This window comes from Faecalibacter macacae (assembly GCF_003687725.1).
In the GTDB taxonomy this organism is placed as follows: Bacteria; Bacteroidota; Bacteroidia; order Flavobacteriales; family Weeksellaceae; genus Empedobacter; species Empedobacter macacae.
On the sequence record NZ_RDOJ01000011.1, the window covers coordinates 25,342 to 43,853 of the forward strand.

The 18,512-nt window shown below is 30.3% G+C and carries 17 protein-coding genes; 6 read left to right on the forward strand and 11 right to left on the reverse strand.

Features of this window, described 5'->3' with window-relative positions; all coding sequences use genetic code 11:
* Position 1: 1 nt before the first annotated feature.
* On the forward strand, positions 2-610 hold the full coding sequence (locus tag EAH69_RS08845; protein ID WP_121934838.1) for a fumarylacetoacetate hydrolase family protein: 609 nt from the start codon (positions 2-4) through the stop codon (positions 608-610).
* A gap of 37 nt (positions 611-647) precedes the next feature.
* Here EAH69_RS08845 and EAH69_RS08850 read toward each other — a convergent pair whose 3' ends face one another.
* On the reverse strand, positions 648-1,742 hold the full coding sequence (locus tag EAH69_RS08850) for a GEVED domain-containing protein (protein WP_121934839.1): 1,095 nt from the start codon (positions 1,740-1,742) through the stop codon (positions 648-650).
* Between the two features lie 111 nt (positions 1,743-1,853).
* On the opposite strand from EAH69_RS08850, the gene EAH69_RS08855 reads away from it, so the two are divergent.
* Positions 1,854-2,489, forward strand: a complete 636-nt coding sequence (locus EAH69_RS08855; RefSeq protein ID WP_121934840.1) for a DUF4919 domain-containing protein — start codon at positions 1,854-1,856, stop codon at positions 2,487-2,489.
* 34 nt (positions 2,490-2,523) lie between these two features.
* Here EAH69_RS08855 and EAH69_RS08860 read toward each other — a convergent pair whose 3' ends face one another.
* Positions 2,524-3,180 (reverse strand): HAD family hydrolase, encoded by a 657-nt coding sequence (locus EAH69_RS08860; RefSeq protein WP_121934841.1) that lies wholly within the window; start codon positions 3,178-3,180, stop codon positions 2,524-2,526.
* A gap of 148 nt (positions 3,181-3,328) precedes the next feature.
* On the opposite strand from EAH69_RS08860, the gene EAH69_RS08865 reads away from it, so the two are divergent.
* Positions 3,329-3,904, forward strand: coding sequence for a hypothetical protein (locus EAH69_RS08865; RefSeq protein ID WP_121934842.1), 576 nt, complete (start codon positions 3,329-3,331; stop codon positions 3,902-3,904).
* A 75-nt stretch (positions 3,905-3,979) separates the two neighbouring features.
* Here EAH69_RS08865 and EAH69_RS08870 read toward each other — a convergent pair whose 3' ends face one another.
* The 5 genes from EAH69_RS08870 to EAH69_RS08890 form a co-directional block, all read right to left on the reverse strand.
* Entirely contained in the window at positions 3,980-5,386 is a 1,407-nt protein-coding gene (locus EAH69_RS08870; protein ID WP_121934843.1) for an efflux transporter outer membrane subunit, read from the reverse strand.
* Complete coding sequence (locus EAH69_RS08875) at positions 5,386-8,541, reverse strand: efflux RND transporter permease subunit (RefSeq protein WP_121934844.1); 3,156 nt, start codon at positions 8,539-8,541, stop codon at positions 5,386-5,388. The genes EAH69_RS08870 and EAH69_RS08875 overlap by 1 nt, the downstream gene beginning before the upstream one ends.
* 10 nt (positions 8,542-8,551) lie before the next feature.
* On the reverse strand, positions 8,552-9,793 hold the full coding sequence (locus EAH69_RS08880; protein ID WP_121934845.1) for an efflux RND transporter periplasmic adaptor subunit: 1,242 nt from the start codon (positions 9,791-9,793) through the stop codon (positions 8,552-8,554).
* Position 9,794: 1 nt separating this feature from the next.
* On the reverse strand, positions 9,795-10,289 hold the full coding sequence (locus EAH69_RS08885; protein ID WP_121934846.1) for a GbsR/MarR family transcriptional regulator: 495 nt from the start codon (positions 10,287-10,289) through the stop codon (positions 9,795-9,797).
* 236 nt (positions 10,290-10,525) lie between these two features.
* Entirely contained in the window at positions 10,526-11,575 is a 1,050-nt protein-coding gene (locus tag EAH69_RS08890) for a 2Fe-2S iron-sulfur cluster-binding protein (protein WP_121934847.1), read from the reverse strand.
* A 118-nt stretch (positions 11,576-11,693) separates the two neighbouring features.
* On the opposite strand from EAH69_RS08890, the gene EAH69_RS08895 reads away from it, so the two are divergent.
* On the forward strand, positions 11,694-12,059 hold the full coding sequence (locus EAH69_RS08895) for a methylglyoxal synthase (RefSeq protein WP_121934848.1): 366 nt from the start codon (positions 11,694-11,696) through the stop codon (positions 12,057-12,059).
* Positions 12,060-12,108: 49 nt separating this feature from the next.
* Here the strand turns inward: EAH69_RS08895 and EAH69_RS08900 are convergent, their stop codons facing one another.
* The 3 genes from EAH69_RS08900 to EAH69_RS08910 are packed head-to-tail and all read right to left on the reverse strand — an operon-like array spanning position 12,109 to position 15,572.
* Entirely contained in the window at positions 12,109-12,813 is a 705-nt protein-coding gene (locus EAH69_RS08900; protein ID WP_121934849.1) for a DUF4328 domain-containing protein, read from the reverse strand.
* Positions 12,814-12,849: 36 nt separating this feature from the next.
* Positions 12,850-14,016 (reverse strand): AI-2E family transporter, encoded by a 1,167-nt coding sequence (locus EAH69_RS08905; protein ID WP_121934850.1) that lies wholly within the window; start codon positions 14,014-14,016, stop codon positions 12,850-12,852.
* Between the two features lie 17 nt (positions 14,017-14,033).
* A complete protein-coding gene (locus EAH69_RS08910) occupies positions 14,034-15,572 on the reverse strand; it encodes a SulP family inorganic anion transporter (protein ID WP_121934851.1) in 1,539 nt (512 codons plus the stop codon).
* A gap of 159 nt (positions 15,573-15,731) precedes the next feature.
* Between EAH69_RS08910 and EAH69_RS08915 the strand changes: the two genes are divergently transcribed.
* Complete coding sequence (locus tag EAH69_RS08915; protein ID WP_121934852.1) at positions 15,732-17,510, forward strand: aminopeptidase P family protein; 1,779 nt, start codon at positions 15,732-15,734, stop codon at positions 17,508-17,510.
* A 232-nt stretch (positions 17,511-17,742) separates the two neighbouring features.
* The gene (locus tag EAH69_RS08920; RefSeq protein ID WP_230466763.1) at positions 17,743-18,060 is read left to right on the forward strand and encodes a molybdopterin cofactor-binding domain-containing protein; all 318 of its coding nucleotides are present in this window, start codon (positions 17,743-17,745) and stop codon (positions 18,058-18,060) included.
* Here the strand turns inward: EAH69_RS08920 and EAH69_RS08925 are convergent.
* Positions 18,040-18,510, reverse strand: a complete 471-nt coding sequence (locus EAH69_RS08925; protein WP_121934854.1) for a hypothetical protein — start codon at positions 18,508-18,510, stop codon at positions 18,040-18,042. The two genes, EAH69_RS08920 and EAH69_RS08925, sit on opposite strands and share 21 nt — an antisense overlap.
* Between the last annotated feature and the right edge of the window lie 2 nt (positions 18,511-18,512).

An 18,512-nucleotide genomic window follows, 5' to 3' on the forward strand; every position in this document is an offset into this window, starting at 1 on the left:
TATGAAAATTATATGTGTTGGTCGCAACTACGAAGAGCATGCAAAAGAGCTAAATAATGAAGTACCAGATGCACCAATGTTTTTTATGAAACCTGATTCGGCTATTTTAAGAAAGAATTTTCCTTTTGTAATTCCTACATTCACAAAAGAAGTTCATTTTGAAACTGAATTAGTAATTAAAATTGATCGTGTAGGAAAAATGATTCAGCCACAATTTGCTGATCGTTATTTCTCTGAAATTGGTTTAGGAATTGATTTTACTGCACGTGATGTTCAACAAGAATTAAAAGCAAAACAATTTCCTTGGGAAATTGCAAAAGCATTTGACGGATCAGCTTTTGTTTCTGATTTCTTCCCGAAAGAAAATTTCGATTTAACGAATCTAAATTTTAGTATGACAAGAAATGGAGATCAAGTACAAACTGCTAATACAAAAGATATGATTTTTGATATCAATACGCTGATTGCAGAATGTTCTAAATACTTCACATTAAAGAAAGGAGATTTAATCTATACAGGAACACCAGCCGGAGTTAGTAAAATCAACTCTAAAGACACTTTAGAAGGTTTTATTAATGAAGAAAAAGTTTTCGAAGTAAAGGTATTATAATACAAAAGCGTTACAAATTGTAACGCTTTTTTTTGTGTTATTTCTTGATAATTTTATGTGATTCTATTTCTCCTTTTTTATTAGTTATTTTAACAACATAAATACCTTTTTTAAAATGCTTAACATCTATCATACGCTTTGCTTCTGTTTTTAATATTTCTTTACCTGAAATATCAAAAATTTGGATAAACTTTACATTTTCTATAGTATTAATTCTTAAAATATCAACGACAGGATTTGGACTTAATTCTAGTTTAATAGTTGATAAATCATTAGTATTTAAATTCTCTACTACAGCTAAAGTATAGTCTTCTGTTTCGCCATAATATTGACTAATATCACATGATTTATCCCAAGTAGCTGTATTTTGATCAACTGTCACAACTCTTAATCTCATTCTATATTCTCCTAATTCTACATCAGATGGTAAAGTAAAAGTTCCATTAATTACTTGATTTGTGCCACTACCTAAATAATAAAATTCGTTTTCATCGAATTGAAAATTATTATTAAAATCAATCCACATTGATACAGATTGATTATACCAGCCGTAACCAATTGCTACATCAATTTGGTTAGTAGAACCTTTTTCTATATTTATTACGTTTGAGGTAAAATCATTATAGCCGTTAACACCACAAGCAGATTCATTTATAAAGTCATTTATTGAAACTGAATTTATAGAAGCTCCATCAGTACAATCTAATATTGGTTTACAATAATCGGTCGGAGTTGAAAAACATTTTACGCTTCTTATTTTAAGATCATCATAATCACTTCCGCAATTTGCATTCGTGTGCAAATAGAAACGAATTATCATATTTTCTGATGGAGTGAAATTAACTTTATTAGTTCCTGAAACCAAAACTTCATTCCCATTTTCATTTGTAATAGTTAAAAAATCAGAACTAATTGAACCTTGAAATTCATAATTAACACCTGCGGTTAATTGCACCTTTGAATACTCTCCAGAATATCCATATTCAGTAATATATTCAATATTACCACTGCAACTTGGTGTATATACATTTTCTGGATACTGACCGTTTGGTGCATCTGTACAACCTTGTATATCTTGTGCTGATAAACTTAAGACTACTCCTAATAATAAAGGTGTAAAAATTTTCTTCATAATATAATTAGTTAATTAAAATGAAGATATAAAATATTTATTACAATATACTATTTAAAGGAAAATGATTGTGTCATTACTTTTTGTACTTTAGATTATTATTTAAAAAACATGAAAATATTTTTATTTACTTTTATTTTATGCCTTCCATTTATTTGTAATGCACAAATGAATGTGAACTTAGAACGTATTGAAACACTTGCAAAAGATTCTACTAATTCAGATTTTTATTATCCGATTTTGAAAGAAAAATTTAAATCAGAACCCGAAAAGTTAAGTTCGCATCAAATTCAGACTTTATATTATCAGTCATTAAATGAATTAGGAAGTTTTAATTATAGTATAAAAACTTCTGCAGCTTATGCAGATTTTAAAGAAGTAAAATTCAAGAAATTTATAATAGACGCTGAAGCTAAATTAGAACAAATGCCAACCAATATTTCGTTATTATTTTTATTGTCTTTAGCTTATGGTGAAATTAAAGATGGTACGAGTAAAGCGAATAATTATGCAAAGAAATTTAAAATAGTAAGTGAGGCAATAGCACAAAATAAAAGTTTAACGAACAAAGATTATTTGATTGAATTAAATTGCATAACTGACGAATATATTTTGATGCAAACTATGGGAATTGACCCATCAAAAATGAAAAGAACTTCTGTAATTGAAAATGGTCATTATATTGATACATTTGAACTAAATCGAGAAAAAATATATTTTAAAATTTTAAATAAACTCAGTTTATAAAAAACAAAACCACTTCATATGAAGTGGTTTTTTATTAGTTTAATTGCTGTATATATTTTGCATCAATAGCATGGAAATCCTCACAAATCCAATTAGCTTTTGATAAATCTTGTCGTTTTGTATTTTGACTTACATAACCTAAAACTTTAATTTCGGCACGTACAGCTGCTTCAATTCCATTTGTAGAGTCTTCAATTACAATACATTCATCTTTCGTAGAATTTGCTAATGAAGCTGCGTGAATAAAAATAGCAGGATCTGGTTTAGATTTTGGAAAATCTTCTCCTGAAACTTTTGCCTTAAAGTATTGATTTAAGTTGAAACGATTAAATACTCTGTCTATCGTAGATTTAGAAGCTGAAGATGCTAAAACTAATTCGAAACCATTTGCATGTAAATCTTTAATCAATTGTTCAACTCCTGGAATCAATTCTAAATCTGGTTTTGTATCAAAAGCTTCATTAAAAATAGCTCTTTTTCGTAAAACTAAGTCATTTACATCTTCTGATAAATCAAATTTATCTTTTAATATTTGATAAACATTTTTAGTCGATTGACCTGTAAATGTTGCAAATAATTCTGGAGTAACAGGAATGTTTAATTCCTTATAATGTTCATGATATGCATAGTGATGTACTGGCTCTGTATCCACGATTACACCATCCATATCAAATATTACTGTTTTTGTCATTGTGTTTGTTTGTGCAAAAGTATGAATTTAGAAGAAAATTAAAAAAATCTTAAGGTATTATCCAATTAAATACTTAAAAAACAACTAAGTATAACAATATATTTTGTTATAAAAATTTATAATATAATTTTACAATAAACTAAATCTTATGAAAATTATTCTTTTTATTATTTTACATTTCTTTTCTAATTCTATAAATGCACAATATTTTAAAATATCTCCAAATGGATATGTTTTAGGAGAAAATAATCAAGGTGTTACATTAGAATTTCCTAATAGAAGTAAAACTAATATTTATAATGCATTATTAGGATTTATTAATGAACGACTTACTGAAACTGAACAAATTATTTCTCCACATAAAAATAAAAATTTTTTAAAATTTACTACTATTGACAACAATATTTTAAATACAAAATCTATTTTTGGTACTAATTCTAATATATACGGTTTTACAACATACGAAATAGAAATAGATCATGAGAAGATTAAACTAGTAAATATAATTCCTGATTTATATAAATATGATAATAAAAACCCATTAAGTATTAAAGCAAAATATAGTGCTTCATATTATAACATGAACGGTGAACCGAGGGAATTAACTGTAAAATATAATATTATTGGTAATGTAGAAAAATACTATAATAATTTTATTGATTCAATTATAACACACATTAATAATTCAGTTAGAACAGATCTGCCTACGATAATTATAAAATAAATATTACATACAACTTAAACAAAAAAAGCATCTCAAAAATGAGATGCTTTTTTATTTATTTATCGTGATGTAAGATTATTTCCATCCTCCACCAACGGCACGATATAATTCTACTACAGAATTTAATTTACCTAATTTAGAATTAATCATCGCTAATTCTGCATTTAATGCAGCTTCACGAGCAGTTAAAACTTCTAAGTAATTTGCCATTCCGTAGTTTAATAATTCTTGCGAATATTCTACAGATTGTTCATATAACTCTGCTTCTTTTTGCTTTAAAGGAATTTTTTCATCTGCAGCTTTGTAACGAGCTAATGCATCTGAAACTTCTTTACTCGCATTTAAAATTGATTTTTTATACGCTAATAAAGATACTTCTTGATTTGCTAAAGCAACTTCTTTCTGAGTCTTTAATTGTCTTTTCTGTAAAATTGGTTGAGCTAAACGAGCTACAACATTTGCAAATAAAGAATGTGCATCAAATAATTTATCAATATCAATTCCTTGTAAACCACCCGATGCAGTTAAAGTTAATGATGGATAAAAACTTGCGTTAGCAATATTTACATTTTCAAAAGAATTAATTAATGCATATTCAGCTGCTTTTACATCCGGACGATTTTCTAAAATTTGTGCAGGTACACCAACTGCTAAATCAGTTGTGATATTTTGACTATCTATTGTACCACGCTCTAAAACTTTAGGTGTTTCCCCTAATAAAACGTTTAATATATTTTCATTTACAGCAATATTTGCATCAATATCAACTATCATAGCTTTCGCGCTATATAATTGAGCTTCTGATTGATTTACTGCAACCTGTGTAACATTTCCAGCCTCTTTTAAAGCTTTCATCGTTTCAAAACTTTGTTCACGGAAACCAATAGTTTCTGTAACAGCTTTTTTCTGCTCATCTAAAGCAATTAACTGAAAATACGTATTTGCTATTGTAGTAACAATATTTGTTTGAATTGCTTTATGCGCTTCTATTGTTTGTAAATAGTTTGCAGTTGCACCACGGTAGTTACTTCTAATTTTACCCCAGATATCAGCTTCCCAAGAAAAATTTCCTGTAACATCATACTGAGATAACGATTGTGCTCCCGTAATACGCCCAAATTGTGTATTTGCTGAAGTACGTGTAAAAGTATAACCAGGTCCAACAGATAAAGTAGGTAAATAACCAGATTTACCTTGTTTCATATAAGCTTCAGTTACTGCAATATTTTGTAAAGCCGTACGAACATCTAAATTGTTTTGTAAACCTTTAGAAATATATGATTTTAATGTTGGATCACTAAAAAACGTTTGCCATGAAACATCCGCCATAGTTTTATCCTGTTGTGCAACAACATCAGTTCTGAACTGAGCTTCTGTTTGTACACCTTCAGGTCTTTGATAGTCTTTCGCTACAAAACAAGATTGAATAGAAATCAATCCAATTGCAAGCAATGTAACTTTAATTACTCTAAATTTTTTCATTAGTGAACTGATTTTTGTTCTTCGTTAACATTATCAAATTTAATTGGTTTGATTTTCTCTTGGATAGTTTGGAAAATCACAAATAATACAGGAATTACAAAAACTCCTAATACTGTTCCAATTAATAATCCAAATGCTGCACCAGTACCAACAGAACGGTTACCCGCAGACGAAACACCAGTTGCAAATACAAGAGGTAATAATCCAACAATAAATGCAAATGAAGTCATTAAGATTGGACGTAAACGTGCTTTAGCACCATCTATAGCAGCTTCTACAATTGTCATTCCATGTTGACGTCTTTGTAATGCGAACTCAACAATTAAGATGGCATTCTTAGCTAATAAACCAACCAACATGACTAATGCAATTTGGAAATAAATGTTATTTTCTAATCCAGCTAACCATTGTGCTAAAAATGCTCCCATAATACCACAAGGAACTGAAAGTAATACAGCTAATGGTAAAATGTAAGATTCATATTGACCTGATAAGATGAAGTATACGAATACCACACATAATGCGAAAATTAACATTGTTTGAGAACCTGCTTTAATTTCCTCACGTGTTAATCCTGTAAAATCAGTTCCGTAAGATGCTGATAATGTTTGTTCATTAACTTCATTAATTGCTGTAATCGCATCCCCTGTAGAGAATCCTGGATTTACTGCTCCAGTAATATTTGCTGATGTAAATAAGTTAAAACGGTTAACAGAGTTAGGCCCATACACACGGTTTAAAGTCACAAACTGTGATACAGGTGCCATTTGTCCTGAAGGAGTTTTAACAAACATTTTATCTAAACTTGCTTGGTTAATACGATCTTTTGGATCAGCTTGTACATACACACGGTATTGTTTACCAAAACGTGTAAAGTCAGCTGCATATAATCCTCCGATGTAACCTTGTAAAGTTGAAAAAATAGTACTTACAGAAACCCCAGATTGTTTTGCTCTTTCAATATTAACATCAATTTCGTATTGAGGGAAATTAGTGTTTAATGAAGTTTGCGCATACATAATTTCTGGACGTTGCATTAATGCACCCAAATATTCTTTAGCTACTTTATCAAAATCATTGATATCACCCCCTGTTTTATCTAATAATTTTAACTCAAAACCAGAAGACATACCAAAACCTGGAATTGAAGGTGGTTGGAAGAAAATCATTTGTGCATCTGTGAAACCAGCTGCAACACCGAACAATTTCCCTACAATTGTTTGAATTGCAGTATCCTCTGTTTTACGCTCAGCAAACGGTTTTAATTTAACTAAAACCATTCCGTAGTTAGAACCTGAACCTGAAATAATTGAGTTCCCTGAAATTACAGTAACTTTATCAATACCTGGAATTTGTGTAGCTGCAGCTTCAAATTGTCTTTGAACTTGATATACACGGTCCATAGAAGCTCCAGCTGGTAATTCTACATTTCCAATAATGAAACCTTGATCCTCGTTCGGTACGAAACCAGAGGGCATTAATTTACTAACACCTAAAATCCCTGCAATCGAACCAATTAATATCAATGCAGTAACCCATTTATGTTTAAATAAGAACTTGAATGAGTTTCCGTATTTGTGTGTAATTGAATTAAAAGCTCTATTGAATCCATCAAAGAACCTTTGAATAAAATTACGTTTCTTTCCATGCTCATTTTCATCATGTGCCTTTAGAAATAACGCACATAAAGCTGGAGATAATGTTAAGGCGTTAACAGCCGAAATTAAGATGGCAACTATTAATGTAATCCCAAATTGTTTATAGAATACCCCAGTTGGACCTGAGATAAATGTTACAGGAATAAAAACCGCACACATTACCAAAGTAATCGAAATAATGGCACCAGTAATTTCGTCCATGGCATTTTTAGTTGCCTCCATAGGAGATTCGTGTTGCGATTCCATACGTGCATGAACCGCTTCCACAACTACAATGGCATCATCCACAACAATACCAATTGCAAGTACTAAGGCGAATAACGTTAATAAGTTAATCGAGAAACCTGCTAAATTCAAGAAAAAGAATGTTCCGATAATTGAAATCGGTACTGCGATTAATGGAATTAACGTTGAACGCCAATCTTGTAAGAAAATATATACAACAATGAAAACTAAGATAAATGCTTCTATCATCGTAGTTAATACCTTAGAAATAGATGCATCTAAGAACTGATTCGTATCCATCATGATCGTATAATTGATCCCTTCTGGAAAAGTTTCAGATGCTTTTTCTAAAGTTTCATATAAAGCTTTATTGATTTCTTGTGCATTAGATCCTGGCGTTTGATAAACTGCAAAAGCTGCAGCTGGATTTCCATTCATTTCAGATGCTCCAGCATATGATTGTGCTCCAAATTCTATATTTGCAACATCTTTCAATCTTAATACTTGTCCGTTATCTAAAGATTTAATTACGATATTTTCATACTGAGCTTCCGTTTTATAACGACCTGAATAAGTAATTGTGTATTGGAAAGATTGACCAGAATTCTCACCTAATGCTCCGGCGGCTGCCTCTAAAGATTCTTGCGCTAAAGCAGCTTGAACTTCTGAAGGAATTAATCCATAATTAGCCATACGAGCTGGATCTAACCAAATACGCATTGCATAGGTTTGCGCCCCAAATACAGAAGCGTCCCCTACACCGTTAACACGTTTAATTTCAGGAATAATATTAATATTCAAATAATTCTGTAAGAATGTTGCATCATATTTTGGATTTGTTGATCCGAAAGAAACGAACATTAAGGCAGAAGTTTGTTGTTTTTGTGTAACAACACCTGAACGAGTTACCTCTGCAGGTAATAAAGGAGTAGCACGAGCCACACGGTTTTGTACATTTACCTGAGCTATATCTCCATCAATACCAGGTTTAAAAATCACATCAATAGAAGCAGAACCATTGTTTGATGCAGTGGATTGAATATAATCCATCCCTTCAACACCATTCACTTGTTCCTCTATTGGAATGATAACCGACTCCATAACTGTTTTTGCATTCGCTCCTGGGTAAGAAGCTGAAATTTTAACAGTAGCTGGAGCGATATCAGGATATTGAGTAACTGGAAGAGTAACTACTCCCAGAATACCCAATATCAATATCAAAATAGAAATAACCGTAGATAATACGGGTCTTTCAATAAACTTTTTTAACATAGGACAATTTTTAGAATACTGGTTTTGTAGATTCTACGATTTGTTCAAATTTTGCTGGTTTTGGAGTAATTGGTGTTTTATCGCGTAATTTACCAACTCCTTGCGCAACAACTTTATCTCCTTTTTTAACACCTTCTGTTACAATTGCCATATTCTGAGCTCTTGCTTGAACTTGGATTGGAGTTGCAATAGCAGAATCATTTCTAACTTTGTACACATAAACAATTCCTTGTTGCTCGTAAGTTGCAGCTTCTGGAACAACGATTGCATCAACAAATGTTTTAGGTACACGAATTGTTCCTGAGTTTCCGTTTGATAAAATTTTAGATGCATTGTCAAATTTAACTCGGAATTGAATCGAACCAGTTGTAGGATTAATTTGACCTGTTACAGTTTGAATTTTTCCTTTTTCAGGATAAACTTCACCATTCGCTAATACTAATTCAACAGGTGGAATATTATTTAATTTTTGTTGTAATGTTGCTCCTTCAGTTTTTGAAATGAAGTTTAAATATTCTTTCTCATTCATAGAGAAATAAGCATAAACACTACTTGTATTTGAAACAACTGTTAATGGCGTTAAATCTGATGGTCCAACTAATGCTCCTTGACGGAAGTTGATTGCTCCTACTACACCTGCAGTTTCACTTCTAACAACAGAATAATCTACATTCGCTTGTGCTCCTTTGTAATTAGCTTGAGCTTGTGATTGACCTGCTTGCGCTTGAGATAAAGCAGCTTTTGCTTGCGCAGCCTGAGCTTGTGCTTGTGCTAATCTAGCCTTAGCAGTTTCTAATTGTACATTAGAAATAATATTTTTTTGAACTAATGGAACTAATTTATCAACTTCAACCTGAGCAGCTTTTACATTGGCATTTGCAGATTGTACATTTGCAGAAGCAGCACTAACACTTGCAGAAGCAGCGCTTACACCAGATTTTGCAGCATCAGCACTCTGAGATAACACATTAGTCTCTAATCTAAATAAAGGTTGTCCTGCTGAAACATATTGTCCCTCATCTACTAATACTTGTGTAATGTATCCTTGGATTTTTGCACGAACATCGTTATTTACAACCCCTTCAATATTTGCTGGGAATTCGTCATAGCTCGTTACAACTTTTGTTGGTACGTCTACAATCTCATAAGCCGCTGGACCTTGTGGTTGCTGTGCGCCTTGACCGTCCTTTTTACCACAAGAACTAAGTGCAATAGCTAATGCACCAACTAACATAACGTTAACATTCTTCATATTACTTATTTTCTAGTTGAATTGTTTTTATATTATTTATCGTTTCTTCTAATAATTTTTGTGCTTCATTCAAATAATTCAAATAAATCGCAAGACATTTATTATCTTTTGTATGATTATTTAAATGATGATTGATTCTATGATCATTTATCTTATTTGTGTAGATGATATCATCAGTAATCATTTCATGTAAAAATTCTAACTTCTCAGGAATATAATTTGGGTTTAACCTGAAATACCGCTTTCTTGAATCTATCTTATTGATATATTCAATTTGATTTAAGGATAAAAGTAAATTAATAGAATTTGAGAGAGAGCTTTTACTCACTTTAAAAACTTCTAATAATATATCAAAAGAATATCCATCAGCACTTGATTGCATAACCATATATGCCAAAATCTTAGCAGGTAAAGGAGGAAAATTATAAGTTTTCTCTAAATGAGCACTAAAACTTTCAAACAGTTCTAAATCACATGTTATATTGTTTTCATCCATTTTTTACAATAATAATTTGCAAATATAGTAATTGGTTCGTTTTATACCGAACTAAATAGTCTTAAATAAATATTAATTACCAATACTATTAATAGATTTTAGTAATAGATATTCAGATTAAATATCAAATAAAATACCAATAGAGGAGTTTAATAATTTATTTTCAGATAGATATGTAAATATAAAAGGCTATTCATAAAATGAATAGCCTTTATAAAAGTATCTAATATGTTTTATTAAACATCATCAAAATCAATTGCTAAAGTACCAGTTTTTGGTCTAGAAATACACGCTAACGTCATTCCGTCTTCGTAATCAGAATCAGTTAAGACAAAATTTTCACCGATATGCACCTCTCCTTCAGTCACTTTACATAAACAAGACGAACAAACACCTCCTTTACATGAATATGGCGCATCGATATCATTATCTAACATGGCGTCAATTAAATTTTTCTCACGATTCCATACAAATTCTAATTCATCACCATCTAAAGTAACCTTAACATTTACTTCATTTACATCATCTTCTTTTTTCTCAAAAATTTCTTCTGGTTTGACTGAAGTTGTAAATAATTCAAAATGTATATGTTTCTCAATAATACCAGCTTCATTAATTTTCTTAGATAAAGTAAAAATCATATCTTCTGGTCCACAAATCATTGCTTCATCCACTTCGTTAATATCAATGATTTGATTTAAGATTAAATCAAATTTATGTTCATCAATACGACCGTTAAAAATAAAATTATCTTGTTCTTCTTCTGTATAGAAATTGTAAACATTTAATTGGTTTGGATACTTAGCTTGAAGTTCAGCTAATTTATCCTTAAACATAACTGTTTCATTGTTTTTGTTTACATAGAATAAGTTAAAAACAACCCATTCTTCTGTTTGTAAAGCAAATTCAGCCATTGACATAATTGGTGTAATTCCAGATCCTGCCGTAAAAGCCATTAACGTACGTTTTTCGTTCGGCTTATAAGGAATTGTAAAACGTCCGTTAGGTGTAGAAACTTTTAGTTCGTCACCAACTTTTAATTCATTTACTAAATAAGTAGATATCTTACCACCTTGCATTGCTTTAACACCTATGCTCCATTCTTTGTTTAAAGGAGATTCGCAAATCGAGTAATCACGTCTTTCACCATCAATATCTAACGTAATATATTGACCAGCTGTAAATGAAAAGTCTTCATGTAATTCTGTCGGAACGTCAAAAGTAATTTGAACAGAATCGGCAGTTAAGCGTTGAATGGCTTTGATTTTTAATAAATGAAATTTCATTGTTATATCTTTATTTAATGTTGTTGGACTATTTTAGAAATAAACCTGCAACTAATTAATATCTTGATTAAATTTGTACAAAAGTAGTATTTTCTCGAATAAAAATAAACTTACAAATATGGAAATTGCATTAATTGCACATGATGGAAAAAAAGCCGAAATGGTTAATTTTCTGATGAAACATAAAGAGGCATTACAAAATAATAAAATTACATTTATTGCCACAGGAACTACTGGAAAATATGCTGAACAAACTGGTTTAACAGTTACTAAATTCTTATCAGGACCATTAGGTGGCGATGCGCAAATTGCTGCAAGAGTCGTTGAAGGACAAACAAATATGGTATTCTTTTTCCGTGATCCTATGGGGAAACATCCACATGAACCAGATGTAAATATGTTATTAAGATTATGTGATGTACATAACGTTCCGTTAGCAACAAACCCTGCTACTGCTGAAATGTTATTAGATCATTTAAGATAAAAAAAGCCACTCGATTTGAGTGGCTTTTGTAATTTATAATGAGAAAGAATTATGATACTGTATCTGCTCCTATCTTTTTCAATTCTTCTAATTCCGCTAAATCTTCAAGTTTATCTTGTGTCTTTCCTAAACTCTGTATTAATAAAATTGTAAGAATTGCAGAAAGTAAAGTTATACCGAATCCAATAATATCATATAATTGATAATCTATCATCTGATCTAATGATTCATAATCAGTTTTAAAAGTTATTCTAGAATAAACATTCTCAACCCAAAAAAGAACCCACCATGCAACAATTACTGAATAGTTATTATAATTTTTTTGATGATTAGAATCTAATTCTTCAACTAGATAATCGTATTTAAGATCTATTTCTTTCGCTATTTTGACCGGTTTAAACCAATTTAAAATAGGGATAATGAAACCCCATAAAGCCATGTTTTCTTTATTTTCAATATAAACTCCTATTCGATTTAAATTTGCATATGAACGTCTGAACCAAAGAATAAAAAATACAATTGTTGCAATCATATTAATCATAACTAAAATATTGAAAATTGCATAAATAGTTTCTAAAGTAGAAATATCTTCAATTTCATTATTATTAAATTTAATTAATTGAAAATAGTAAAATAACCCAATAAATATATCAATAATTAGCAGAGCTGATAAACTATAAAAGCTCCATAATACATTCTTTTTTCGCTCTTTATTCGATAGTAATTTTAAGTAATCTTTTTCTTCAAGAATCATAGTAGTAATTTAGTAGAGTTATTATTGATTTGTATATTATTCTTCTTTTGATGATTCATCTTCAAGAACTGAATCGTCTGTAGTTTCAGGTAGAACTTCAATATTATTTTCTAATTCCTGTTCCTGCTCCTTCATTTTCTTATTTTCAATTTCAGGATCTCCTAATAAATATCCAAAAGATTCTAATTGTGGAATTGAATCAAAAACGACTTTAAGTAAAGCAGCTATAGGCAGAGCTAAAATGAAACCAGCAAAACCAAATAACATTCCCCCTAAAATAATCGCTAACATCGAAACCATAGGATTTAAAGAAACTTTACCACCAACTATATTTGGAGTAATAAAATTTCCTTCTAAAAATTGTACTACTTGGAACCAACCCACAATTCCTAAAGCATAATAAGGAGAATCCATCGTTGCTAATGCGAAAATTGCTGGAAAAATTGATCCAATAGCAATACCAACATAAGGTAAAATCATTAATAATGATGCCAATACGCCAAAAAACCAAGCATATTCTAACCCAATAAGATATAATCCAATAGTATTTAATATTGCAACAATTGCCATTACAGTCAATTGTCCTAGCATATAATTCTGAAGTGCATCATACATCTTTTTTAAAGTATCTTCTACTTTTTCTTGTGGTGTAGATTTAAAAGCTTTGATGAAAAATGATTTGAAAAAATCTCTATAATACAAAAAGAAAAATGCAAATATAGGAACAAGAATACCGGAAGTTAATACACTCCCAAATGACGAAAAGAATGTCATTGCATATTTACTAATTGTAGATAAACCTTGTTCTAATTCTTTTAAAGCTTTATCAGCTAATTCGTTCTGAGAAATTTGAAACGTTTTTGTTATCCATTTTAATGTATCGTTTGATAAAACTTGAAGTTTATCTATTATCGCAGCAGCATCTTTAGAAATATCAATAACTTGCATAATTATCAAATAACTAATTCCAGTAAAAAGCAATATTGCTAAGAGTAAACTAAAAATAGTTGAAAAAGTTCGATTAAATTTTAGGTTTTCTAACAATTTTGCAATTGGATAAACCATTACCGCTAATATAATAGAAAATAGAATCGGCAATACAATTGTTTGTGTAAAAAACAATATAACAACTATTAGTACAATAGCTAATAAACTTGTCGCTAAATTCAATGATAACTTATTAATTTGTATATTTTTATTCATAGTTTATTTTATAATATCTAGTGGTTTGGCATTACTTTATAAGTTGGATCTTCTTCTATATTTACTTCAATTACACCTTGTGCGTTATCTAATAATTGAATAGAATCTGAACTTAAATGTCTTAAAATGACTTTCTTATTTCTTGCAGCATATTTTGATGTAATTACACTTAAAGCATCAATTGCACTCATATCAACTACTCTACTCTCTTTCAAGTCAATAACTATTATTTCTGGATCATCAATCACATCAAATTTCTCGTAAAATGCAGTTACAGATCCAAAGAATAATGGACCATAAATTTCATAAATTTTACGACCTTCATCATCTACAGATTTCCTTGCTCTGATACGTTTTGCATTGTCCCATGCAAAAACTAATGCGCTTATTATAACACCTACAAAAACTGCTAATGCTAAATTATGTAAAACAACAGTTATTGCCGCAACAATTATAGCAACAAAAATATCAGACTTTGGCATTTTAAATAATAAATTAAAAAATCCCCATTTAAAGGTTGAAATTGCAACCATCATCATAACACCAACTAAAGCAGCCATCGGAATTTTTTCGATAACTGGAGCTCCTATTAATATAATAAACAATATCGTAATTGCACCAATTGCTGGCGCGATACGAGAACGTGACCCTGCATCTAAATTAACAAATGTTTGCGCAATCATTGCACAACCACCCATACCACCAAAGAAACCATTGGTTATATTCGCTACACCTTGTGCAATAGATTCTTTATTTGATTCACCTTTTGTATTTGTTTTTTCATCAACTAAAGTCAATGTTAACAAAGTTTCAATCAAACCTACAGATCCCATTATAATAGAATAAGGCAGAATGATTTGTAAAGTATCTAAAGTAAACGGAACCATTGGTATATGAAAAGAAGGTAAATCACCCTTTATTGCTGCTATATCTCCAACTGTTTTAGTATCAATATTAAATCCTAAAACTATAGCAAAAACAACCATTATTGCAACCAACGATGCTGGAATTACTTTTGTGATTTTTGGAAAAAAGTAAAATATTAATATTGTTAAAACCGTAAGTCCTAACATTGTATATAAAGCTGTCCCTTCAATCCATGTTTTTACACCATTTGATGTTGTTTCAAATTGCTCTAATTGCGACATAAATATTACAATTGCTAAACCATTCAAAAATCCATACATCACTGGTTGTGGTATAAGACGAACAAATTTCCCTAATTTAAATACTCCAACCAAAATCTGAAAAACTCCAGCCAAAGCAACCGCCGCAAAAATATATTCAACTCCATGAGATTGATTTAATGCTATTAAAGTGATGACTGTTGCACCTGCACCACCAGAAACCATTCCTGGACGACCACCAAAAATAGCGGTAACAATTCCCATAATAAAAGCAGCATATAAACCAACTAAAGGCGATAATCCTGCAAGAATTGCAAACGACAAAGATTCAGGTATCATCGTCATTGCTACCGTTAATCCAGCTAAGATTTCGTTTTTTATGTTAATTGGTTCGTTGGGTTTAAAATGATTTAGTATTGCTTCTTTCATAATCTTTATAAAGATGCGAAATTACTGCACTTTTTTTAGAATATTTTTTGATTTTATTAAGAAATTTAGAATTTATATCAGAAAAAGAAATTCGAAAATTCATTGGAAAATATGCGACTTTGTTTATACCTTTAGACTACAATTAATTCATAATTAAAAATGACACATTCAGAAAAGCTTCAAGCGATTCGTTCTTTAATGAAAGAACAAAACATTGACGCATATATCATACCTTCATCGGATCCTCATATCAGCGAATATTTACCAGATCATTACAAATGTATTGAATGGACATCTGGATTTACAGGTTCAGCTGGTACATTAATGATTACGCAAGAATTTGCAGGTTTATGGACTGATTCTCGTTACTTTGTACAAGCTAAAGAACAATTACAAGGAACTGGTTTTGAATTAGTAAAATTAAAAGTTCAACACGCTCCTGAATATGTACAATGGGTAAGTGAAAATTTACCTGCAGGTGCAAAAGTTGCTTTTGACGGAAATTTAGCCTCTTTATTAGTAGCTAATACAATCAAAAATACATTGGCTCCTTTAGGATATGCGATTGATGGCCACGCAGATTTATTAGGACCAATTTGGGAAAATCGTCCAAGTTTACCAGTAAATCCTGCTTATACATTAGACGTTTATACAACTGGACAATCTACAATTGATAAATTAAATGCAATTAAAGCACAATTAAAAGCGAAGCGTGCTGATGCACATTTAATCTCTTCTTTAGATGATTTAGCTTGGGCTTTAAACGTACGTGGAACTGATGTTCCTTGCAATCCTGTTGTTTTAGGATTTGCTTACATCAGTGATTCTGAAACTATTTTATATATCACTGAAGGTAAATTAAATGAGGAAGCTATTGCTGAATTTAATAGTTTTGGTGTTGAAATTAAGCCTTACGAAGAAGTTTATACTAAATTAAAAGGTTTAGCTACTGACACATCTATTTTAGTAGATCCAAAACGTACATGTTTTGCTGTTTATGATTCTATTCCAGAAGGTGTAAAAATCATCGAAGATATGAATCCATCAACTATGTTAAAAGCAATTAAAAACAATGTTGAAATTGGGCATACACGTAATGCAATGATTAACGATGGTGTTGCTTTAACGAAATTCTTTAAATGGTTAGAAGAAAATGTTGATTCTGGTGAATTATCAGAAATTTCAGTTGCTGATCATTTAGCAAGTTTACGTGCAGAGCAGCCAGGATTTAAAGATATTTCTTTTGGTTCTATTGTTGGATACAAAGCACACGGAGCATTACCACACTACTCTGCTACACCAGAAAGTAATTCTTTATTAGAACAAAACGGATTATTATTAGTTGATTCGGGAGGACAATACGAAACAGGAACTACAGATATCACTCGTGTTGTTTCTTTAGGAAATATTACACAAGCTGAAAAAGACGATTATACTTATGTTTTAAAAGGTACAATTGAAGGTTCGATGGCGATTTATCCAAAAGGAACTCGTGGTTACCAAATCGATGCAATTACTCGTCGCCCAATGTGGCAAACTTTACGTAATTATGGTCACGGAACTGGACACGGTGTTGGTTTTTGTTTAAATGTACATGAAGGACCTCACGTGTTTAATGGTACTGCAACGGATATTGCGATTGAAACTGGTATGATTACATCAATTGAACCAGGATTATACAAAGAGGGAGAATATGGTATTCGTATCGAGAACTTAGTTGTATCAAAAGATTTAGAATCAACTCAATATGGTGATTTTATGGATTTTGAAACATTAACTATTTGTTATATTGATACTGATTTAGTTGAGAAATCAATTTTAGATCAAGTTCATATCGATTGGTTAAACAATTACAATGAATGGACTTATAATCAATTAGAATCTAAATTATCTGACGAAGAAAAATCTTGGTTAAGAAATAAAACAAAAGCAATTTAATTTGCGAAAAATATAACTATTAAAAGGTGTTGGGATTAAATTCTAACACCTTTTTTATGTTTGAACAAATATTTTAAAAAAACTCTTAAACAATATATTTATCAATTGTTCCTAACTCTAATATTTTTAAAATCTTGCTGACATAAGCGATTTCTTTCATCGAAATATTGTTATCAATATTACAGAAAGCTAACATATCAAATACAAATAGATTTTTATCTGATTGGTTACTGTGGTTGATGGTGGTAAAATTATTAATGAAAAAGCTGCCGAAAATCAAATTATTGGAGCTGCTTTTGGTGGAATTGGAATGGCTTTGATGGAAGAACAAAATGTAGATACCAAATTAGGATCTTTAATCGGCCACGATTTAGCTGGTTATCATTTTGCTGTAAATGCAGATGGTCCTAAAATTGAAGTCGCTTTAATCAATAAACCAGATTTTAATATTAATCCAAATGGTGCTAAAGGAATTGGCGAAGTTGGTATTATTGGAACAGCACCCGCAATAGCAAATGCTCAGGCTTTTTTATCTAATATGATTAGGTGAAAATTTTAATTTAGTGATAATTATATCTAAAATATTTTTAAAAAATTTATACATAAAATTTCCAGTTATTACTCCAATTATTACATTTAAAATCCCAACAAAAACATAAATTAAATTCGATTCATACCAATTATAATACCCGTTCAAAATCCAAAATAATCCTGTAAAAAATAAACCTGAAATAAAAGAATTAGATAGAATAAAAAATATTCTAAAACCTGAATTAATAGATTTATTTTTTAATCCAACTAAAATTGAAGTTGATAAAATACCTAAAGAAATTAGTCCCAATAATAATCCAACCAAAATTATAACTAAAGCACAAATTAGTATTAGAAAAACTAACAATACTAAAAAGGTAAAAAGTATCATTAGAAACAAACCTGGCGCTCCATCTAAACCTTCATCTATCTGATTAATTTGTAAATAAATTGAAACTAATTTCCCCATAA